The sequence below is a fragment of the Hyphococcus sp. genome, from assembly GCF_965228385.1.
In the GTDB taxonomy this organism is placed as follows: Bacteria; Pseudomonadota; Alphaproteobacteria; order Caulobacterales; family Parvularculaceae; genus Hyphococcus.
Window position 1 is genome coordinate 2,221,684 of record NZ_OZ245810.1, and the last position, 22,577, is coordinate 2,244,260.

A 22,577-nucleotide genomic window follows, 5' to 3' on the forward strand; every position below is an offset into this window, starting at 1 on the left:
GTTTTTGTTTGCCTGAAGAAGTCTTTTGGCGATATGCGTTCCGCAGCGTTTGCGCCGCTTGTCAGTGGGCCCTTAGCTCAGTTGGTAGAGCAACTGACTTTTAATCAGTAGGTCGATGGTTCGAATCCATCAGGGCTCACCACTTATCTCTTACGATTAGAATTTATACCGCATGCCGCCATAGACGGCGGCGCGAGCGTCTGGCGTGAAAATCCGCGCCTGAACGAGATTTTGCGACGTCACTGGAGCGAAACCACCCACATTTGCGCGATCCGTCACATTTTCGCCCGACGCATAAAGCTCAATCCGATCACTCAGCACCATGCCGGCGGAGAAACCGAAGACGGCGCCGACTGGTATTTGAACTTCATTCACGTGATCCGCATAATGGGCGCCGCGTGAGTAAGAGACATTGGCCGCCGCGAACCATCGTCCGTTTGCTGTGTAGCGCAGCTCGCCACGGTAAAGATGAAGTGGCGCTCCGGGTATTCGGTTTCCTTCAAGTGAACCGAGCGGACCCGCGTCTGTATACTGGTAATTATTGTATCCATAAACGTTACGCAGTGTCAGCGACGCATCGCGCGCGGCCATCAGTTCAGGGAAAAAATGCATATCGACACCCGCCTCGACACCCTTGCGCGTTGTCTTGTCGACGTTTTCAAACACATCGTTGTTGACGAAACTCGCCGGGTCGCCGGTATTGATAATTTCGTCTTCAACGTCCGTGTCGAAATAGGCGATATCCCAACCGACCCAGTCGCCGAGAGAGCCGCGCACCCCCGCTTCCAGCGTAAAGGAATCCTGCTCTTCAAGGCTGTTAAACGTTGTCGGATCTTCTGCAATTAACTCATAAAATGACGGCGGTTCGTAAGCGCGCGACGCGCTAACATACACTTCAAGCCGTTCCATCACTTTATATACGCCGCCTGCGCGAGCGGCGACGCCAGTAAAAATCCGGCTGTCATCATCGTCATTGATAACATCCGCCAGATCGCGCTCAACCCGGATAAATTTCGCACCAATATCAACCGTCAGTCTTTTCACCGGCTTGAAAATGACTTCGAAAAAGCCGCTTAGATTTTTGGATTTTTGTATCGTTTGAGAAAGCAAGAATCCTTTAGAGCCGCCAATATTCTCATAGCGGTCGGAATCCTGATTCCCATTGGCGTATGCCCCGCCAACGCGATAAAAAGCTTCACGGCCCAGTAACGTAGCCGCCCTCTCCACATGAACGCGCGCGCCCCATTCGCCGCCATATTCATTTATGTAGCCTGAAAAATCTGATTGCGGACTTTCAACCCGACGTCGCGTATAATAACCACCGAGTTCAATGTTGTAGTCCAGCAGACCAATGTTGGTCTGGCTGGCGAGCCGCCCTTCCCTTACATTTCGCGCAAAATCATCTTGGCGCGCGCCATCGATCAGGTTGAAGACCGGTCCGCCGGGAAACAATGGTCCCAGTATAATCGGCGGTGACGGCTCGTCTGGATCCGCCAACAGTTCCGGCAAGGTCAATCCACCCGCCAATTCGGTTTCACTGTTGGTGAGATCGGCGAAGATTCTCGTTTCAATCCAGTCCGCCATCCGCCAGCCGATATTACCGTGAAACTGCTCGCTAACGCGCCGGTTGTTGTCGCGAAAACCGTTTTCATAAACACCAGTGAAGCCCGCATAATAATCCATCGCGCCGGCAGGAACGCCGTGAGCAATCGCTATATGCGCCTGTCCGGCCGGTTTGCCGTTTATGGCCGCCCCCGCATCAACGCGCGCTGTAACTCCCTGCCGCGCAGTCCTGCCGGTTTTGGAAATGAAATTGACAACGCCGCCGAGATTATCGCCGCCTTCGCGAAGATTTGCGACGCCGCGGTAAATGCTGACGCGATCCGTCGACTGTAAGTCAACTTCTGATGCATTCGCCGTTCCGTGAACGTCCGTCAGCGGGAAGGCGTTCTGCAATAGTTTGACTGTTGAGCGATGTTGGCTGTTTGCTACTGCAAAACCACGAATAATGATCCTTGGTTCCTGTAGATCGAGCCTGTTGACCGTTACGCCTGGAGCAAAGAAAAATGCATCGCTGGCGTCATCAGCATAATTATCGATAAAATCACTCTGATTACGCTCATCCTTCGCGCCAGCGCGAACAATTTTAATATACTCATCAAGCGGCCGGTCGCGTAGTGTTTCAATTTTATAGATGTCGTTGCTATCGGACTCACCCGCTGGCGTAACGACGGCGGCATGCCCAGCTGGCGTGAACAAAGGTAGCGTTGCACAAACTGCGACGAGACACTCCTTTTTATTTTTAGTGCTATTACTTTTCATAGAAGTGCTCCGCAACGGAGGTTAAACTGAACGATGGGCGCGGTTTCCCGGCTTCTTACCGTGAACTCAATCTCTATTCGAATCTGCGCTCGGGTTAGAACAGCCCGATATCGGTTTGAGTGAAATTGGAAAGCCCAGGCAGCGCGTCATGCCGTTCACTGCTATTCAAACCAAACCAGCCGCCGAGCGTTGAGGCAAACTGATCCACTGATATAGAAGGAATCAACCGGCCATTGCCGGAATCAAATTGATGGTCGAGGACCGGTTCAGGAAAATCACCGACGATCCGGGCGCCGTTGACGCCTCCGCCAATGACAAAATGATGCGCGCCCCAACCATGGTCGGTGCCGTCTCTATTGATGGTGAGCGTTCTTCCAAAATCCGACGCCGTAAACGACGTCACATCTCTGTCCACGCCCATCGCCGCCGTTGCATCATAAAAGGCGCGCATTGATAATGCTATATCCGTCTGCAAGCGGGGCATGTTTCTATGCTGATCCGAATGCGTATCAAAACCGCCTGTCCCGACAAAGAACACTTGCCGGCTAACGCCAAGAGAAGACCGTAGCGCAATAATGCGCGCCACAATTTGCAACTGGCGTCCAAGACCTGTTTCCGGGAAAACTGTCGAAAACGGCGCTGCGCCGCCAAACGATTCCCGCAATTCCCGATTTGCATCGATAGAGCGGTTCATGACGTTTACGAAATCACGCTGAAAAAGGTTATTCAGGGATTGTCCTTCAGCGCGCAAATGGGCTTCATAAATACTGGGCAGAGAATCAGAGCCAAACATCGCATTGTCGCCAACGCCGCGAATTTCCTGTGGGCCGCTTGAACCAACTTCATATTGGCCCACGATTTCTCCCTGAAGAAAAACTGTCGAACCTGCCGTCGATACCGTCGTAAACGTAGCGTTGCTATTGCCAAGAGATGAGACGGCCATGTCGGAAAGCCGACCGCCCCAGCCCAGCTGCGCGCCTTCCGGCTGAGACGACATCCATACTGATTGCTGATCATTATGGGAAAAAAGCCGCGGCGGGCGCGGCGCAGTTCCGTTGTTGTAATCATCGCGGTTCATGGGAACCACTAGCGGCCCGACATTGGAGACGATGGCGCCGTCTCCGCGATTTATGAGTTCATGAAGCGGTCCGAGTTCTGGCGGCAGTGCAAATTGCCGCCCGCCGAATGCCGATGCGTTCGCCAGATTGAGCGGCAACAGACGATCGCGGTCTCGCGTCGAACCACCGTCATTACTGTCATAGCGGTTTAAAAGTTCACGTCGGATATTCGCATATTGATTGTAATTGTGCGTGTCGTAGGGAATCACGGCGTCGTAACTGTCCATTCCACCAAAGAGAAATACGCATATGATGGCGCGATAGCCAGAAGTGTCCGCCGCAAATGCATTAAATCGCATAAGATCGTTGGCGAAACCAGCGGCGCCGCCAAGTGTGCAAGCAGCGCCTGTATTCAAAAAATTACGTCGCGTAAGACTCATGGATACGCCCCTATCGAGAAACAATGTAATCGGATGAAGTCATGACAAAAAGCACTGCCGTACGCACGCGCAACTCATCCCGGCTAAACTGTCCTGAGCCGGTGGAAATCGCATTAACGGCGGCGATAATGCGCGTGCGCGTATCAGCCGACAACGCTCCAGATGCGAGAAGCAAGTTGAGATGATCGACCAGCGCAGCGGGATCTCCAGCAAGCGTCAGCTCATTTGAATAGTCCGGCGCGAAACTCGAGCGGCCGACATAATTAACAATGAAATTCTCCATGAAATTTGCATAGCCGGTCACGCTGGCGGCCGTGGTTATCTGCAATTCAGGCGCGACAAGTCCGGCCGCTGCGCTGTGCGTGCCCGGCGAGACAAAACCTGGCCGATAAAAATTAAAGACCGATGGCGAACGGTACGCCTGTTGATTCAAACTGCTTGGCGCTCGCGTATCGCGTGCCGCCTCTACTGTATCAACACGCGTACGGGTTACGCCAAAGGCGCGCGCCCAGTGCGTGAACCTCAATACCGGCTCGCGTAATTTTCCAAATTGCGCGCCGCCAGCGGTTGTCGCATTTCGCGCTTCATCATCCATCAGAATGGCGGCCACTACCGCGCGCATGTCGCCTCGCGTTCCGCTTCCCACTGCTTCGCCTCCAGAAAACCTATAGCGACCGCTACGAAACGCAGTAGCCACGCGCCCCACATAGGCTGGAGATGGATTACTGGTCACAAGACGCTGGATTAGTTGTTTCGAGATGAACGGCGCCGTATTGGCGTGCCAGAATAGAGTGTCCAGTGCGATTGCAATGCTTTGATTTCCTGGCGTATTCGGTGGTATCGTTTCGCCAAGGAACGATTTTTGTTCCGCCGAATGTTCTTCTTCAAACATCACGAGCGGTAAATATTCCGAACGCACTGTGTCCGGCTGCCCCAAGAATTGTGAACGCTCCGCCCAGCTTAAGCCGGTAAAGACTTTAGCCATTTCCGTTACATCTCGATTATCATATGTTTCGATTGGCTCGCCTCCGCTGAGCCGCAACTCACCATTCCCGTTAAGTTCCAGCGTTCCAATCGTGAACAGTTGCATCACCTCACGCGCATAATTTTCATCCGGCACAACTTCCCGCGCAGTGTCCGCTTTCTGGTTTTGCAGATAGGTCAGCCAGATAGCCATAGCAGGGCTGTAGGTAATATTTTCGAGCGTTTGCCGGAAATTTCCGAACGCGCCGGCAGACATCATATCCATGTAATTGGCCATGGCCACAGGACGCTCCGCCAGCGCGCCGTCGCTATAGGAGGCGACAAGAATTTGAGAAAGCGCAAAACCGACGCGCTGGCGGAGCTGGTCGTCGCCAGAGATGGCGCGCGTCCAGAAAGTTTCGCTGAGTTCATTGCGGCCCGCTTCAGCCCCTGAAGCTTCTACAAGCAGCACGCTTTGCAGCAATGACTCTTGCGGCTTTGTGAACTCTTCGGTGAACCATTGCGCATAGCCAATATTCCGCAAACGCTCGATTTCTCGTGTTGTCGCGCCAAAAGTCGCCTGATTGAGAAAGCGCGACGCGTCCGCCGCTGTGATGGAAGATGACGCCGATTGCGGCGGAGGCGTATTCGCAGGTGGCTGAGAGGCGGGATCGCCGCTATCACCGGAGCCGGAGCACGCCGCAATGCTAAAAAATAGAATAATTGCAATTGAAGCGCCAAAACAGCGCTTTCCCGTATCGCTAGTCGCCATGCACCCAACTCCCGAACCGCACAGCCTTTTTAAGGGCGCGCGATAAAGGCGCGTGAAAATCAACGACGCAATTTATTTAAACCTATTCTTATCGGGCGGCAGCCGCCTGATTGCACAGGTATTTTGAAAATGGATTTTTCGTCACGTTCATTTGATTGTACGATCATCGGTTTTCATTTGATGCCCGTACAACTCAAATCTAATTTGAATCCAGTTACGCTAAACCTACCAAAAGCAGCGTTGCAGCTATTCGGCGCATTATCAGCGTTCCGTGAACGCTTGATCGAGCGAACGAGACACAGGCTTTAATATATACTGCATCATGGTTCTTGTTTGCGTGACGATTTCAGCCTGAACTTGCATGCCCGGTGTCAATTGACGCTTCGCATTGCCGGTTCCGATTTCCTGCTGCGGCAGTGATACATAAGCAATATAATAAGAATCGCCGGTACGTTCGTCGGTAAACGTATCTGCAGAAACGTGCGCGACACGGCCCTCAATTTTTCCATAGCGGTTTGGATCGAAAGTCGTCACGCTCACATCCGTTTCCAGTCCGACGGCAATGTGGCCGATGTCTTTTGGATTTACGCGCACTTCCGCCATGAGTTCCGCGCCCGTCGGTGTGATTTCAGCAACTACGCCCCCGGGTCGTACAACATCGCCACGACCGTTAACGAGTACATCGTTTACGACGCCGGCAATCGGGGCTCGTACGGTGAGGCGCTGCGACCGGTCTTTGAGCGATGCGATAGGTTCCGCCAGTTCAGCCAATTCGGCGATGACCGCTGAGCGTTCTTCGGCAATCCTGTTTTTATATTCCGCCTCCCCGCCTTCACGATCCGCGCGCGCGGCGGAAAGCGAACGTTTCGCCTGTTCGAGCCGTGACTTGGCGCCTGCCGCTGTTGCGCGCGCCGAGGCGACTGCCGCTTTTGCCTGCAGATAAGACTGCTTCGAGGTAAAACCCTGATCTATCAATTCTTCCTGTATCGCTAATTGCTCCTGCGAAAGCTTCAAAAGATCCTGCTCGGCGTCAAGTTCCGCCTCTGCTTTCTCGACTTCGGATTTTGCCGATGCCTCGCGCTCGCTAAACGTGGCCATCACCGCGCGGTGTTGCTCTACGGCAGCGGCGTAAACGGTGATTTGTTCAGCTACAATTTTCGGCCAGTCGTCAATATATGCTTTGAAATCCGGGTCGCGGCCTTGCGCCTGCGCGTCCAGCCTTTCCGAACGCAGTTGCAGATTAGCGCGACGCGCTTCGTAGCGATCAAATTCACCGCCTGCATTCTCTGCACGCAAACGCACGAGCGGCTGGCCTTCCTCCACTTCTTCTCCCGGACTAACGAGAACTTCGTCAATGATCCCGCCTTCCAGATGCGCCGCTTCACGTGTCGATCCAAAGGGGGCGATCTCGCCCGCAGCAAGAGAAAGCTCGCGTACATTCGCGATATTCGCCCAGACCAGCAGAAGGACGATCAACCCGCTCAGGATAGCCATGGCGGCGCGCGCCAAAAACGGCGGCGCGCCTTCCTCCAACTCTATAGGTAGCGCCAGACCATGCCTTTCACCGACATTCTCATGCTGCTTTTTGGGCTTATTCTGTGTTTTCGTCATGTCTGTGCTCGCAGTATCAACGGTCATTAGCTTTACCTACGCGGCCATAATTTTCGGAACGATCTGGTCAGGCGGTCCCATATCCCGGACAACGCCGCGGTCCAGCCAGATTACTTTATCGGCGAGACGCATATGGCTCGGCCGTTGTGTTGTCATAATAATCGCGCTGGTCCGCCGTCTTTCTTCCAGTAGCGATAACAATGCGCGCTCGCCAGTATAATCAAGCGTCGCCGCAGGCTCATCAAGCAGATAAACCGGCGCATTCTTGATAAAAGCTCGCGCCAGAATGATCCGGCTGACCAGTGGATCGGGCCAGGTGGCGCGCGCCATAACAGAGCACCGTGTATCCAGCCCCTCGTCTAACGCGCCGCCAAAATATCTATCAATGCCAAGCTTTCGCACGACCGCATCAATTTCCTCATCGCTTGCGTCAGCACGGGCAAGGCGGATATTCTGTGCAACCGTCCCGTGAAACAGGTCGGGGGATTGCAATGCAACGCCAAGCGCGTTGCGCCATTCGCCTTTATCAAGCTGACGCAAATCCAGGCCGTCTACGAAAATAGATCCCGCCTGTTGCTGATATAAACCCATCAAAACACGCAGGGCTGTCGATGTGCCAGAACCACTTTGACCGTACAGACACAAAATCTCTCCAGGTTTAACATCGAACGAGACGCCGCGAAGCGACGGCTCTCGCGCACCTGGATATCTGAATGAAATTTTGTCGAAAACAACGTGGCCTTTAAAACTACGCGGAATGGACGGCCCAGCATTCGGTTCGCGCTCAAGCGGCATGCGCACGAGCCGGTCGACCTGCTGAATGCTTTGCACTGTCTGACCAAGCGTCAGAGCACTCATAAATAAATTGCGTATCGGGCCGAGCACTCGCCAGGATAACGCCATAACGGCGATAAGCGCGCCGGCGCTCAATTCTCCAGCGATAACCTGCCCTGCGCCTATCGTTAAAATCGCAACGCCCGCGACAGCGACCATGGACTGAGAAATCGTCTGGATGAGAAAGTTTAACTGCCGCGCTTTCATATTTGCCACTGCCGCCTGCGCGGAAAGACGCCGCTGGCGGCGGAGCCAGATATGTTCAGCGGCAAGGTCGTGGATAGCGCGCTGGGCAGACACGGCTTCTACCGTAAGATTATTCAGTTGCGCGCGGACATCGCCCGCTTGACGAACCAGCTTGCTGGTTTTTGGCAACGCCCAGGCGGCAAGTACGCCATAAACGGCGACAAGCGCAATCGGCACCCAAACCAGCGGCCCGCCGATAAGGGCGATGACGGCGATAAACATTATGAGAAACGGAAGATCGAAAAAAGCGTTCGCAAGCGGACCTGTAAAGGCCTCATGCAGGGAAGTCATTTGCCGTAATCGGGTAAGCTGCGATCCAATCGGCGCGTCCTCAGTATATGATAAAGACAAATGCAACAAATGACGAAACGCAGTTTCATTCAATTGTTCGTCCAGGCGAGCGCCGAGATAGGATTGAAGCCGTACACGCACCTGCCGCAGTGCGAAATCGGCGGCGAGAACAAAACTGATGCCAATCGCCAGGCCGATAAGAACGTCGAATGATTTAGCGCCTACGGCCTTGTCGTAAACGGTCATGACGAAAAGCGGCGGCGCCAGCGCAAAAAGATTGACTAAAAAGCTAATAAGAAAAATCTGACGGATCACCGGTTTGAAGGCCGTAAGCGCCGCAGACGACCACGTTGGCGCAGCCGCGCCGGACTGTGGCTCCTTGACCTCAATGGCCTCAGGAAAAATCGCCAGGCCATCCAGCTGATCAGCAGGGATGATCCGGCTGTCTTGCGCCGTAGAATCGAAAACAGTAACCAGGCCGTCATTGTCCAACTTTTCCGCAAGTAGAACGCTCCCGTCGGCGCGGCAGATAAAGCAGGGCAGATATTCTGCACGCAAGTTTTTCTTTGTGACAGTTTCCGCCGTAGTTTTATATCCAAGCCGAAAAAGAACCGATCGAAACGCTGCGACCGATTCTACATCGTCTGCATGCGGCATCGATTCAAAAATCCGTCTCCTTCCTTGAACCCAGCCGGTAAGTTTCAAGAAGCGGTTGATCACCTCAACGCAGTCATCATTTGAGGTTTTCTGAGCAGCACGTGCACCACGAAATGTTGAATGCAAACGATTTTGCAATGTGTGGACCGGATTCTGAACGGCATCAGCTTGCGCCGCTTGAGAAAATGCTTTTGGAAATGTCATGACGCCGCCCGCGCTGTAGAATTTTCATTATCGAGCAAGACGAGTTTTCCAGGCGTCACCTCATAGCATTTATCGGCGAGACGGATCAGCGAAGGCCGGTGCGTCGCAAGAATAATAGTCATTTTTCCGCGCAGACGTTGAAGCGCCTCAGCAAATCGTTGCTCTCCAGCCAAATCCAGCAGCGTATTGGCTTCATCCAGAATTAAAACAGACGGCCTCGTCGCCAACGCGCGTACAATACTGATGCGTTGCGCGGTCGGCGCGGGAACATCCCGGCCCGCTGCGCTTTTCAGCATTGTGTCATAGCCAAGCGGCATACGAACAATTTCTTCATCAAGACCGATAATGCGCGATGCAGTCAGCGCTGTTTTCGCCGGCAGCGACCCGAAAAGCGTAAGGTTATCGAGAATAGTCCCGCGAAAAATTGTAGGCGTCTGCCCCACATAGCGGACCAGATTCCTGGAGTGTTCAGCACCGGTTAAATCGCCGATAATCACCTGACCTGCAGTGACCGGCGTATCGCCCATCAAAACGCGCAGAAGTGAAGAACGGCCTGAGCCGTCAGCTCCTTTAATCGCAATCATGGCGCCAGCGGGGATTACCAAATTCAAGTTTTCAAAAAGCGGTTTGGCGTCTCCATACTGTACGGTCAGGTTTTTTAATGTGACCTTTGTAGGGATGGCTTTGTGTTGGTACTCATTTGGAAATTCCGTTTTTTCGCTATTATCTTCAAAAATCGCTGTAACGCGTTCTCTTCGATATTTAGCAAGCTGTATATCATTCCAGCTTGCGAGCGAGCGCATAAGGGGCTGCAGCAGTTGTGAAGACAAGAGCATGCAACAAGCAAGCGCGCCCAGCGTTAGCCGCCCGTTAAGCACCAAAACTGCGCCGACGCCGACAATCGCAACAATCGAAAGCGACGCATACATTGCAGAATACGTTTGAGCGGTTCCAGTCAGGTTGATGATGCGTTTTGTAATCATGCTGCCTGCGGATTGAAGGCGTTCAAAACGGCGCATCATCAGCGGCTCCATGCCACAGGATTTTACGGTCTGCATTGAGCGCAAAACTTCAATGATAAAATCACTTTTGCGCGATTCATGTGTTTCCCGCTCAGCGATGGTGGCGTTTAGTGCTCGCGTACGGCGCATGGCCAGGTAACCAAAAAGCGCAAATAGCGACAAAACGACGAAAAATATCATGCCGCCGACGAGAATTATCACGGACGCGAAAATGGGTATGAACAAGATATCGACGGCGACAATTCGTGATTGTCCGCCCAGATGTCCCCCCAGTCCAGATACAGCGTTCAAGCGTTCCAGATGCTCGCTGGCCGTTATCCGGGAGAAACTGGATGGGCGGCTTTTCAGCATTGTCGACAAGGCGCGCACTGTAACTGTGTGCGTAAATGATGCTGCAGACCAATTGACGACTGCAGAGCGAAAATACTTCAGCAATCCGTCAATGATTACGACACTGATCAGTACAATTATCAACGCCGAAAGAGTATCGAATGAAGCGTTAGGAAGCACGCGATCATAAATTTGCAGGATCGTTAACGGTAACGCGAGGGCCAGTATGTTTACGACGGCGGACGCGCCGTAAGTTACGAGGCTTAGAGGCGGTTCCGCCAATGCGCCGGCATTGGAATCCTCGTGTTTTATAAGCTTAGCGAAGTTACTAAACGCGCCCTGAAACATGAAAACCGTTTCCACACACAACAAATTTTATCTTCTGTTTATGGTTAAATCCTTTCCAAAAACTATAGAAAGCGCAGAAGGGCAAACGTCATTTACGAGAGATTAACTTTGTTGATAAGTTTCTGATTAATTCCTTACGCCTATGCTTTCGCCAGTTTGGCGTAGGTAAAGAGTACACATCATGGCGAAGTCGCAGAGCAAGCAGTCCGCTGACAAGAATCTTTCTAATCCTGCATTAGATGAAGCGGAAAAGAGCACAACGGAAGACCTTGCCCTGGAGGCTGAGCGCGAAGCGCTGAAAAATGCTCGTAATGGTGAAACGCCTCACCCCATGGAAGGCGATGGTACGGGCGCGCACGGCAATCTTCATTTTGGCGACCAGCAACAGGCTGAATGGAAATCTAACGGCGCTGACAACGATGGTGACAACGCCAACTTGCAGTCTCAAACTGTCTCTGGCGACGGACAGCCCGATCACCAGCAGGGACGCCCTGGAACAGGGAAAGTTGGCGCGGAACTTAACGAACCCTTAACTGCCCGGCAAGGAAACGCGGATACACGTGGCGCGGAATACGATGGCCGCGCGGAATACGGTATAGATTTTCAAACCGGCGCCGGCGACCAGAATTTTGCGGCCGGATATGGCGCTGGCGCGGCGCCTTCGATTTCCGCCAAAGCCAGCCTTACGCCTGAAGAATATCAGCCAGCATCTCCCCCGTCCGAAACCTCGACTAATGAGTCTGATCGCGCACCGGTGAATGAGTCCCCCGTTGAGATCACCCTAACCGCGAATTCTGTCGACGAAAACGATGCAGGCGCTTCCATTGCGACGCTTTCGGCGATAGATCCGGACGCCAATGAGACAGCAACCTTTACAATTGCAGAAGATAAGTCCGGTCTTTTCGAAATCATCGGCAATCAACTGAAACTAAAAGACGGCGCCGCACTCGATTACGAAGCGAAAGATTCGTACGAACTTCAAATTCAGGTGGAAGACAGCGCCGGGAATTTATATTCGCAAACTGTAACCATTGATGTCGCCGACTTAAACGAAGGCCCGTCAGACATTCAGCTTTCAAACGCGAATATCGACGAAAACAGCGCCGGCGCTGTCATCGGTACATTGTCGGCTTATGATCCGGATGCAGGCGACGCCGTGACCATTACTGTGTCCGACGAGCGTTTAGAAGTCGTCGGCGGCGAGCTTAAAGTCAAAGACGGCGTTTCTTTCGATCATGAGATACTTGAAACGCTGGATGTCACCGTGACGGCTACCGATCGCGGCGGTCTTTCCGAAACTCAGTCCTTCTCAATCGACATAAATGATATAAATGAAGGGCCGTCAGATATTCAGCTGTCCTCTACGATTATCGATGAAAACAGCGCTGGCGCTGTCGTCGGTACATTGTCGGCTTATGATCCGGATGCAGGCGACGCCGTGACCTTTAGTGTGTCCGACGAGCGCTTTGAAGTCGTCGGCGGCGAGCTTAAAGTCAAAGACGGCGTTTCTTTCGATCATGAGATGCTTGAAACGCTGGACGTCACCGTGACCGCTACCGATCGCGGCGGTCTTTCCGAAACTCAGTCCTTCTCGATCGACATTAGCGATGTGAATGAAGGCCCGTCAGACATTCAGCTTTCAAACGCGAATATCGACGAAAACAGCGCTGGCGCTGTCGTCGGTACATTGTCGGCTTATGACCCCGATGCGGACGACGCCGTGACCTTTACTGTGTCCGACGAGCGCTTTGAAGTCGTCGGCGGCGAGCTTAAAGTCAAAGACGGCGTTTCTTTCGATCATGAGATGCTTGAAACGCTGGACGTCACTGTGACGGCTACTGATCGCGGCGGTCTTTCTGAAACCCAGTCCTTCTCGATCGACATCAACGATGTGAATGAAGCGCCTGATGATATTGCGCTCAGTCATTCTAGTATTGATGAGAATGAAGCCGGCGTCCTAGTGGCGACGCTTTCCGCCAGCGATGTTGATGCGAGCGATACTGTGTCTTTTTCTATCGCGGATGATCCGTCCGGACTGTTTGAGGTTGTCGGCGATCAGTTGAAACTGAAAAACGGTGCGGCGCTCGATCATGAAGGGCAGGATTCTTATAAAATTACGCTGAACGTCAGCGACAGCGGCGGCGCCACTTACTCCGAGACGGTTACGCTTTATGTCGCAGATATAAACGAGGAGCCGTCCAACCTGCAGCTTTCGAACACCAGTGTAGATGAGAATGCTTCTGGCGAAACTGTCGGCGTTCTTTCCGCATTTGATCCGGATGAAGGCGATACGCTGAATTTTACAGTGTCCGACGACCGGTTTGAAGTCGTCGGGAATGAATTAAAACTGAAAGACGGCGTTGAACTCGACTTTAATGAAGCGGACACCGTCAATGTCACGGTGACCGCGACAGACAGTTCAGGCGTCGCCACATCGCAAGCATTCGAGATCAGTGTAAACGATGTGAACGAAGGGCCTTCGCTTGGCCTCGCCTCCGGATCCGGACTGCAGGCGTCCTATTACAATATTGGCCATTCGCTCAGCAATCTGGATCAAGTCGACTTCGACGCCGCGCCTGACGCGCAAGGCGTTGTCGAGAGCCTCGATTACATGCAAGGTCAGGAAGCGTTTTGGGACGGCGCGCCAGGCGATTATTTCGCCGCAAAATATGAAGGTCAGCTCGTTGTCGAAAACAGCGGGACCTACACGTTCAACATGGCGAGCGACGACGGCTCCATGCTGTTCATCGACGGCGAGCCGGTGCTCGACAATGACGGGTTGCACGGCACACGCACGCGCTCCGTCAGCGTCGATCTCGACGAAGGCGCTCACGATATTGAAGTGCGCTATTTCGAAAATGGCGGATCTCAGACCCTGCAACTCGCTTGGAGCGGACCCGACACTGGCGGCGACATGCACGTCATCGGCGGCGAAGCGTTCCAGCATGGCGACACGCCTGATAGTCTTTCTGTTCCAGAAGATCATGCCGGTGCAGTCGTAGCAGCGCTCACTGTCACTGATCCGGACGCGGGAGATACACACAGCTTTTCCGTAAGCGATGACCGGTTTGAAGTCGCCGAGGATGACGGCGCCTATGTTCTGAAACTGAAGGAAGGCGTGTCGCTTGATCATGAAGCTGAAAGCGCCGTTGACGTGGCCGTAACGGTAACCGACGCAGCCGGATCAGACGACACGGTTCACTTTTCAATTGCTGTGGAGGACACGAACAACGCACCAGAAATAGACGTTGTGGGCGGCGAAGGCTTGCAGGCGTCCTATTACAATATTGGCCATTCGCTCAGCAATCTGGATCAAGTCGACTTCGACGCCGCGCCTGACGCGCAAGGCGTTGTCGAGAGCCTCGATTACATGCAAGGTCAGGAAGCGTTTTGGGACGGCGCGCCAGGCGATTATTTCGCCGCAAAATATGAAGGTCAGCTCGTTGTCGAAAACAGCGGGACCTACACGTTCAACATGGCGAGCGACGACGGCTCCATGCTGTTCATCGACGGCGAGCCGGTGCTCGACAATGACGGGTTGCACGGCACACGCACGCGCTCCGTCAGCGTCGATCTCGACGAAGGCGCTCACGATATTGAAGTGCGCTATTTCGAAAATGGCGGATCTCAGACCCTGCAACTCGCTTGGAGCGGACCCGACACTGGCGGCGACATGCACGTCATCGGCGGCGATTCATATCGGATGCCCGGTTATACCGAACAGGATCAATTGGGCTTGAGCGAAAATACAGTGGGAGACGTAGCGGCTGTTCTGTCCATAACCGATGCGGATGGAGACACGGTTACTTATGAAGTCAGTGACGACCGTTTTGAATTGGTGGAAACAGAAATTGGCGTCGCGTTGAAACTGAAAGACGGTGCAGCCGTCGATCACGAAACAGAATCGGAAATCAACGTTACGGTCACAGCAACCGACGAACACGGAGAGAGCTCTTCAACAGAGCTTTCAATACCTGTAGCAGACGTCAATGAGGCCCCGACTGACATTGTTCTCACGCCTGAACAATCACAGGAAAGCATCGCTGCAACCATCGAAAATGCAAACGTCACGACCGGCGAAGGAGGCGGCGCCGGCGCAGCAAGCATAGACCTCAGCGGTGTTAACGCGGACTCTGCAGAAATTACAATTGATTTCACGCGTATCGACAATTCATTGGAACTGGTCGTCAACGGTCAATCGCTGACAGAAGGCGTCATCCAGCTTGAACACGCCCATTATGATCCGGAAACGGAATCTTTCCTACAGTTCGAAGATGGCGCCGCCATCCATCAGCCCTGGGTGCCAAACGATGACGGCAGTCCGCGGATCCAAATCGTCATAACGGAGAACGGCGTTGAAGCGTTCGCCACGCGCACGCCAGGCTCAGGCGTAATGGAGCCACTGGAGCTTGTGAACGGCGAATGGGATTTGCCTGATTTCATAGATGGTGAAAACACGGTTGAGGTCATCAACCCAGATAGCGGCGGTCCGGATGGACTCCACGCAGTCATCTCGGCAAGCTATTCAGACGATGCATATATCGCGAATGAAAACGCCGACGGCGCCATAGTCGCCACATTATCTGCGACCGATCCGGACGCAGGTGATACGGCGACATTTGCGATTGCTGACGATGCCTCGGGGCTGTTCGAAGTCGCTGGCAATCAATTGAAAGTGAAAGACGGATCTGCTCTCGATCACGAGGCGCAGAGTTCCTATGATGTAACGCTTGAAGTCACCGACAGCGGCGGGAATATCTATACCGAAACCGTGACGATTAATGTTGCGGACGTCAACGAAGCGCCCGTCGATTTTGTCTTCGAGCCCGTTTCCGGCGGCGCCCTCTCGCTCAACCAGAACGGCGGTCAAGACGATGTAGCGATTGCGGCGAATATGGAAGGCTTCCCGACCGACGCGCTGACAGTCGAAATCTCTTTCACGTCCTCACAGACCGATGTCGGCTCCGGCGTTCCGCTGTTTTCTTATGCAGCTGACGGCGGATCAAACAATGAGGCGCTTCTCTGGCTCGAAGGATCGAGCGGCGAGGTTCATGTCTTCCTCGCCGGCCAGAAAATTAATACCGGTATCCCAAATGCATCTCTTCTGGATGGCGAACAGCATCAGGTTTCATTCACCTGGGATCAGGCTTCCAACGAGTTGAAAGTCTATGTCGACGGCGAAGAGGAATTTGCATCAAGCGTCAATGTTCGCGATCTCAAAGCCGACGGCACAGTTGCCTTCGGTCAGGAACAGGATAGCGAAGGCGGCGGTTACGACGCCAATCAGGTCTTTGAAGGCGAAATATCAGAAGCGCGGATTTTCGATTACGCGCGCTCCGGTGAAGAAATCGCAGATAACGCCGGCAAACCTTTAAGCGGGCCGGAAGCGCAAACGGGCCTTGTCTCCAACTGGATCATGAACAGCGCCGATGGAGGCGTCATTGCCGACATCGCTGGCGGTAATGATCTTCAATTGCAGAATGGCGCTTCGATCAAGGATGGCGCCGGCGCAGGTACGACTGGCGTGCTTGAAAATCAGGATGGCGCAGTTGTCGGAACTCTTTCAGCTACGGATCCCGACACGGGCGAAGCTGTCACCGATTTCATGATCGCCGAAGACGTCTCAGGTCTCTTCGAAGTTGTCGGCAATGAGTTGAAAGTCAAGGACGGCGTTTCACTCGACTACGAAGCGCAGGAATCATACGAGGTGACTGTTCAGGCGACGGATGCGGACGGCGCATCAGTGCAGCAGACCATCACAATAGACGTTGCCAATGTGAATGAAGCGCCGATCAATGTCAGCTTTCAGCCGGAAATCGCGAACGGCGTTCTGGCGTTGAATACAGACGGCGGGAACAACGATGCGGCGATTGCTTCGAATATGGACGGATTCCCTACCGACGCACTGACCGTTGAAATTTCTTTCGCTTCATCACAAACCGAGGTCGGGAACGGAACGCCGTTATTTTCTTACGCCGCCAGCGACGGTTCTGATAATGAAGCCCTGGTCTGGCTCGAAGGATCAAGCGGCAATGTTCATATCTACCTCGCAGGCCAGAAAATCAATACAGGTATTCCGAATGCGTCTCTCCTGGACGGCGAACAGCATCAAGTCTCATTTTCCTGGGATCAGTCTACGAATGAACTGAAAGTCTATGTGGACGGTGATCAGGAATTCGCTGCCAGCGTGAACATTCGCGATCTGAAGTCCGACGGCGCTATGGTGCTCGGTCAGGAACAGGACAGCGAAGGCGGCGGCTTCAATACCGGACAGATATTCGAAGGCGAAATTGTCGAAGTGCGTATTTTCGATTATGCGCGAAGCGATGAGGAAATCGCAGACAACGCCGGAAAAGTATTGAAAGACCCCGAAACGGAACCGGGCCTGGTCAATAATTGGGTTATGAGCCAGGAGAATGGCGGCGTTATCGAAGATCTTGTCGGCGTCAACCATCTTCAACTGCAAGGCGACGCAGCTATTGTGGACAGTTTCCATGGCGCAACCCCGACTGTTGCGGAAAATGAAGCTGGAGCTGACGTCGGGTCCATCTCAGCGACAGACCCGAACACGGGCGCTGCGGTTACAGATTTCACACTTGCAGACGATCCTTCCGGCTTCTTCGAAGTGGTCGGCAATGAACTGAAAGTCAAAGACGGCGTTTCTCTCGATTATGAAGCGCAACAGTCCTACGATGTGACGGTGGAGGCTATCGGCGCTGGCGGGGAAACAACGCAATACACATTGACCGTAAACGTGGCGGATATTGACGAACTGAACGTTATTGAGGGCACGGCGTCAGCGGACCGGATAATCGGTACGAATCAGGACGATTCGATGAACGCCGGCGCCGGTAACGATGTCATGCGCGGCTATGACGGCAATGACGTTATGTATGCTGGCGACGGCAATGATAACATCGACGGCAATGCGGGCGCCGATGAACTCTATGGCGGCGCGGGCGACGACGTCATCTATGCCGACGCCGACGACACCGTGATCGACGGCGGCGGCGGTTCCGACCGCGTCATCGTACGCGGCGACGGCGGCGTTTCCATCGATATGGCGGCGTCTTCAGTCGAGCGCGTCGACGGCGGCGCAGGCGACGATCATCTGGACGCTTCCGGCATGACAGATCGCGCCAACCAGATCGGCGGCGCCGGCGACGACACGCTGACCGGCGGGTCCGGCAACGATGTTCAGCGCGGCGGCGACGGTGAAGACATCATCAATGGCGGCGGCGGCAATGATAACATCGACGGCAATGCGGGCGCCGATGAACTCTATGGCGGCGCGGGCGACGACGTCATCTATGCGGACGCCGACGACACCGTGATCGACGGCGGCGACGGTTCCGACCGCGTCATCGTGCGCGGTGACGGCGGCGTTTCCATCGATATGGCGGCGTCTTCAGTCGAGCGCGTCGACGGCGGCGCAGGCGACGATCATCTGGACGCTTCCGGCATGACCGATCGCGCCACCCAGATCGGCGGCGGCGGCGACGACACGCTGACCGGCGGATCCGGCAACGATGTCCAGCGCGGCGGCGACGGTGAAGACATCATCAATGGCGGCGGCGGCAATGATAACATCGACGGCAATGCGGGCGCCGATGAACTCTATGGCGGCGCGGGCGACGACGTCATCTATGCGGACGCCGACGACACCGTGATCGACGGCGGCGACGGTTCCGACCGCGTCATCGTGCGCGGTGACGGCGGCGTTTCCATCGATATGGCGGCGTCTTCAGTCGAGCGCGTCGACGGCGGCGCGGGCGACGATCATCTGGACGCTTCCGGCATGACCGATCGCGCCACCCAGATCGGCGGCGGCGGCGACGACACGCTGACCGGCGGATCCGGCAACGATGTCCAGCGCGGCGGCGACGGTGAAGACATCATCACTGGCGGCGACGGCAACGATAATATTCGCGGCGACGCTGGCGACGATACAATCTCCGGCGGCGCCGGCGATGACTATATGGTCGGCGGCGACGGAAGCGACGTGTTTGTCTACGAAATGGGAGACGGATCGGATCGCGTCTACGGCGGCGCTGGCGGTGGATGGACTGATTCCATTCAGTTGAGCGAAGGCGATAGTCCGCTGGGAGAGTTTGGCGTCGACTGGACAATTGAACTAACCGAAGGTTCGATCATTTCATCCGATGAGGATGGCCTGACCTTCTCCGACGATGCAGACGGGGTTATCACATTCAACGACGGATTAACCCTGAGCTTCAACGATATTGAAGAAGTCGTGATATAAAACATTGGCTTCGGCGTTTAGTCAGAAGAAAGACCAAACGCTTCGAGAATAAAGCCTGTTGCCGCGGCCAGTTCGTATTGCGCAATGCGGACGTCGAATTCCGACTGCGACAGGTTAATCTGCGCCTGCACAAGGTCGCGCTGTCCGTCGAGTACGTCGATAACCGAACGTTGACCTGCTTCGTATTCCACCTGAAGGCCTTTTACGGATTGACCGGCGGCGTCAATTCCCTGGCGCGCGGCGATCCGTTTCGTTTCCGCTTCCGCCAATTGTCGCCAATTGCGCATCACGGTTTCGTCGACCCCAAGCCGCGTCGTCACCATCTGCGCCTGCTCTGCGCTGACATTGGCGCCGGCGGATTTCAATCCGGCGATGTTTCTACCCTGACGAAAAATCGGCATGCGCATACGCGCCACCAACTGATATTCCTCATCCCTGTTCTGTCCCGCGATCGCCTGTTCTTCGCCGACGCGCCTGAAATAACTGCCCTCCAGCGTCAGGCGCGGCGCGAAATCGCCGATGGCGGCGTTCTTCGCGTGTTTGGCTGCGCGCCAGGAAGCTTCGGCGGCGTTCAAAGCGGGGTTGAATTCTCGCGCCAGCGTAAGCGCTTCATCGAGTGAAGAAATTTCTCCGGTTCGGTCGGTTTCATCAGACGAAAATTCCGCCGGCGCCTGGCGGCCGGTGATGCGCACATAGGCGGCTTCGCGCTCAGCCAGGGAAGCGCGCGCGGCGCCGAGATCAACCTGCGCCTGCGCCAGCCGCATGCGGGCCTGCTCAACGCCGGTCCGGCTTTGCGCGCCGGCTTGCTGGCGTTTATCGGCAACTTCCAGTTGACGTTGAACCAGCGTCAGATTTTCAATCCGGTGCGCGACGACCCGCCGGCCCAGAATCACCCCGGCATGCGCGCGCGCCGCATCAAGCGCGGTTTGCTGTCTGGCCGCCAGCAGCGAAAGTTCCTGCTGGCTGAGTTTTGCGCGCGCCTCGCGGAAGCGGTTTATCGCCGCCAGCCCCTGAAAGATCGGCTGCACCGCAGTCACGCCGAGCGTTGTTCCATCCCGGTCCTGCAAGGTCTGCAGCGTCTCGCTGCGCCATTTGTCATCGGCGTAAGATGCGCTCGCTTCGATCTCGGGAAGGAACTGGCCGAACGCCTGAAACCTGTCAGCCCGCGCCGAATCCCGTCGCGATTCTGCAATGTCGATCTGCGGACTATGGCCGAGCGCCGCGCGCACTGCAGCAACAACCGTCTCGCCAACGTCCCGCCGCTTTGCGGCTGAAGGTGCTTCGTCTATTGCGGTTCTATCGTCTTCAGCATCGGACGCGGATTGAGCAATCGCCATGACGCTGACCATATCGAGCGCGTCGTCGTCCAGCTGAAATCCGCCGTAAATGCTGCCGCGAAGCGTATCGGCGTCATCGTCAACGGCCAAGGCGCCCGGCGCGTACGCCGCCGCTGCAAGCATTCCCAGAAGTTTCGAAGTCCTTAACGCCATCAACTGAATACACCACGAATTTTTCGCAATATGGCGCGGTCATGGTTAATATGGCGTGTGCGCGCCCGCTCCCGGGCCGATAAAACGAGCAAACGGCGCGACGAACCGAACGCTCGAAACCGGGGAATATGCTAGCCTCAGGTCTTCAACCGGAGGGCGTCATGAAATATGAAGATCGGCTTACCGCAGAAGACCGCGACCCGGACGGCGCGCGGCTTCCCATTCGCATTGATACGACCTCGAACGGCGAGTTTTCGCCTGTTGCGCTGGAACCTCATAATATCGAAGGCAATATTATCGCCCATAGCCGCGCCACCGAAAACGCGCGGCGCAAGGGCGAGTCGCGCCGCAGTTTCATGATGTCGGCCTGCGGCGCCGCCACCACCTTGCTCGCCGTGAACGAAGCGAACGCCCGGGCGGCGAAAACCGCCGCCCATTTCAATCTTTCGCCTGACGCCGCGCTGGACGCCGACGCCGCCATGGAAGCGCTCGGCGGCGAGGAATTCATCTTCGATGTGCAGGGCCATTATGTGAACCCGACAGGCGCCTGGCTTGGCAAGCTGCCGGAAAGCGCCCGCCCCTATTCGGGCATGCCCAACGCCTGCGTCGCGGCCGCCGATTCTGAAGGCCGGGAATATCTGAATTGTCTTGGCCCGGAAGAATTTATCAAGGATGTATTCCTGGATTCCGACACTGACATGATGGTTCTGTCGTTCGTTCCGTCAAAACGCGATGCGGAGCCCGTGACCATCGAAGAAGCCGACGCGACACGCAGAATTGTCGACGCCATGGAGGGCGATCACCGCCTGATGCTGCACGGGCGCGTCAACCCGAACCAGCCCGGAGATCTGGAAGACATGGCGCGTCTCGCCGCCGACTTCCCGATTTCCGCGTGGAAGACCTATACCCAATGGGGACCGGACGGAAACGGGTTTTTCATGACCGATGACGCGGGCGAAGCGATGATTGAAAACGCCAGAAAGCTCGGCGTAAACAACATCGCCATCCATAAGGGTCTGTCCTTCGGTCCGAAATCCTACGAGCATTCAACCTGCGCCGATATCGGCGAGGCCGCGAAGCGCCACCCGGATATTAATTTCATACTTTATCATTCGGGACTCGATCTCGCCGTAACGGAAGAAGAATTCACGCCGGGCGCGCCGAAAGAAGCCGGCATAGATGTTCTCTGCCAGTCGCTGATCGACGCAGGCGTCGGGCCGAACAAAAACGTCTACGCCGAACTCGGCTCCACCTGGCGCATTCTCATGCGCGACATGGATCAGGCGGCGCACGCCATGGGCAAGCTCGTGAAATATTGCGGCGAGGATAATGTTCTGTGGGGGACGGATTCCATCTGGTATGGCAGCCCGCAGGATCAGATCCAGGCGTTTCGCGCATTTGAAATCTCAGCCGAACATCAGGAACGATATGGTTACGCGCCGATGACGCGCGCCCTGAAAGCGAAAATCTTCGGCCTGAACGCCATGGTTCCATACAAAATCTCCCTGGACGAGGCGAAAAAACGCGCATCCAGCGACGCCCTTTCCGCACGCAAACACGCCTATCTTGAGCGGCCCAATCCCAGCTTCACGACGTACGGTCCGAAAACACGGCGTGAATTTTTAAACTTCAAGTCGCTGGGCGGCTGATCACCGCCGCTTAACCCCGCCCTGGTAATTTGGCGCCCGCATTGAAACAGTTTAATGCGGGTGTCCGATCATGTCAG

At 55.0% G+C, this 22,577-nt stretch carries 9 protein-coding genes and 1 tRNA gene; 3 read left to right on the top strand and 7 right to left on the bottom strand.

The features are described from left to right. Nucleotides 1-66 precede the first annotated feature (66 nt). Nucleotides 67-142: transfer RNA gene (locus ACQK2Q_RS10470), tRNA-Lys, on the top strand. A 14-nt stretch (nucleotides 143-156) separates the two neighbouring features. On the opposite strand, the gene ACQK2Q_RS10475 is transcribed toward ACQK2Q_RS10470, so the two are convergent. The 6 genes from ACQK2Q_RS10475 to ACQK2Q_RS10500 all read right to left on the bottom strand — a co-directional run bounded on the left by ACQK2Q_RS10475 (nucleotide 157) and on the right by ACQK2Q_RS10500 (nucleotide 11,032). Continuing rightward, on the bottom strand, nucleotides 157-2,259 hold the full coding sequence (locus tag ACQK2Q_RS10475) for a TonB-dependent receptor family protein (RefSeq protein ID WP_425409688.1): 2,103 nt from the start codon (nucleotides 2,257-2,259) through the stop codon (nucleotides 157-159). A 157-nt stretch (nucleotides 2,260-2,416) separates the two neighbouring features. Further along, nucleotides 2,417-3,820, bottom strand: coding sequence for a DUF1501 domain-containing protein (locus ACQK2Q_RS10480; RefSeq protein ID WP_425409689.1), 1,404 nt, complete (start codon nucleotides 3,818-3,820; stop codon nucleotides 2,417-2,419). A gap of 10 nt (nucleotides 3,821-3,830) precedes the next feature. Beyond that, on the bottom strand, nucleotides 3,831-5,555 hold the full coding sequence (locus ACQK2Q_RS10485) for a DUF1800 domain-containing protein (protein WP_425409690.1): 1,725 nt from the start codon (nucleotides 5,553-5,555) through the stop codon (nucleotides 3,831-3,833). Nucleotides 5,556-5,816: 261 nt separating this feature from the next. Continuing rightward, nucleotides 5,817-7,166, bottom strand: a complete 1,350-nt coding sequence (locus ACQK2Q_RS10490; protein WP_425409691.1) for an HlyD family type I secretion periplasmic adaptor subunit — start codon at nucleotides 7,164-7,166, stop codon at nucleotides 5,817-5,819. A 36-nt stretch (nucleotides 7,167-7,202) separates the two neighbouring features. After that, complete coding sequence (locus tag ACQK2Q_RS10495) at nucleotides 7,203-9,194, bottom strand: peptidase domain-containing ABC transporter (RefSeq protein WP_425409692.1); 1,992 nt, start codon at nucleotides 9,192-9,194, stop codon at nucleotides 7,203-7,205. 200 nt (nucleotides 9,195-9,394) lie between these two features. After that, nucleotides 9,395-11,032 (bottom strand): ABC transporter transmembrane domain-containing protein, encoded by a 1,638-nt coding sequence (locus ACQK2Q_RS10500; RefSeq protein ID WP_425409693.1) that lies wholly within the window; start codon nucleotides 11,030-11,032, stop codon nucleotides 9,395-9,397. Between the two features lie 247 nt (nucleotides 11,033-11,279). On the opposite strand from ACQK2Q_RS10500, the gene ACQK2Q_RS10505 reads away from it, so the two are divergent. After that, a complete protein-coding gene (locus ACQK2Q_RS10505; RefSeq protein ID WP_425409694.1) occupies nucleotides 11,280-19,361 on the top strand; it encodes a cadherin domain-containing protein in 8,082 nt (2,693 codons plus the stop codon). Between the two features lie 17 nt (nucleotides 19,362-19,378). On the opposite strand, the gene ACQK2Q_RS10510 is transcribed toward ACQK2Q_RS10505, so the two are convergent. Continuing rightward, on the bottom strand, nucleotides 19,379-20,851 hold the full coding sequence (locus tag ACQK2Q_RS10510) for a TolC family protein (RefSeq protein WP_425409695.1): 1,473 nt from the start codon (nucleotides 20,849-20,851) through the stop codon (nucleotides 19,379-19,381). A gap of 161 nt (nucleotides 20,852-21,012) precedes the next feature. Here ACQK2Q_RS10510 and ACQK2Q_RS10515 point away from each other — a divergent pair, with 161 nt between their 5' ends. Beyond that, a complete protein-coding gene (locus ACQK2Q_RS10515; protein WP_425409696.1) occupies nucleotides 21,013-22,500 on the top strand; it encodes an amidohydrolase family protein in 1,488 nt (495 codons plus the stop codon). Nucleotides 22,501-22,577: the final 77 nt, after the last annotated feature.

Bases quoted from the DNA above. Each gene is read 5' to 3' on its own strand.
- ACQK2Q_RS10480 (WP_425409689.1), bottom strand. From the start codon at position 3,820: ATGAGTCTTACGCGACGTAATTTTTTGAATACAGGCGCTGCTTGCACA.
- ACQK2Q_RS10485 (WP_425409690.1), bottom strand. From the start codon at position 5,555: ATGGCGACTAGCGATACGGGAAAGCGCTGTTTTGGCGCTTCAATTGCA.
- ACQK2Q_RS10490 (WP_425409691.1), bottom strand. From the start codon at position 7,166: ATGACGAAAACACAGAATAAGCCCAAAAAGCAGCATGAGAATGTCGGT.
- ACQK2Q_RS10495 (WP_425409692.1), bottom strand. From the start codon at position 9,194: ATGCCGCATGCAGACGATGTAGAATCGGTCGCAGCGTTTCGATCGGTT.
- ACQK2Q_RS10505 (WP_425409694.1), top strand. From the start codon at position 11,280: ATGGCGAAGTCGCAGAGCAAGCAGTCCGCTGACAAGAATCTTTCTAAT.
- ACQK2Q_RS10510 (WP_425409695.1), bottom strand. From the start codon at position 20,851: ATGGCGTTAAGGACTTCGAAACTTCTGGGAATGCTTGCAGCGGCGGCG.
- ACQK2Q_RS10515 (WP_425409696.1), top strand. From the start codon at position 21,013: ATGAAATATGAAGATCGGCTTACCGCAGAAGACCGCGACCCGGACGGC.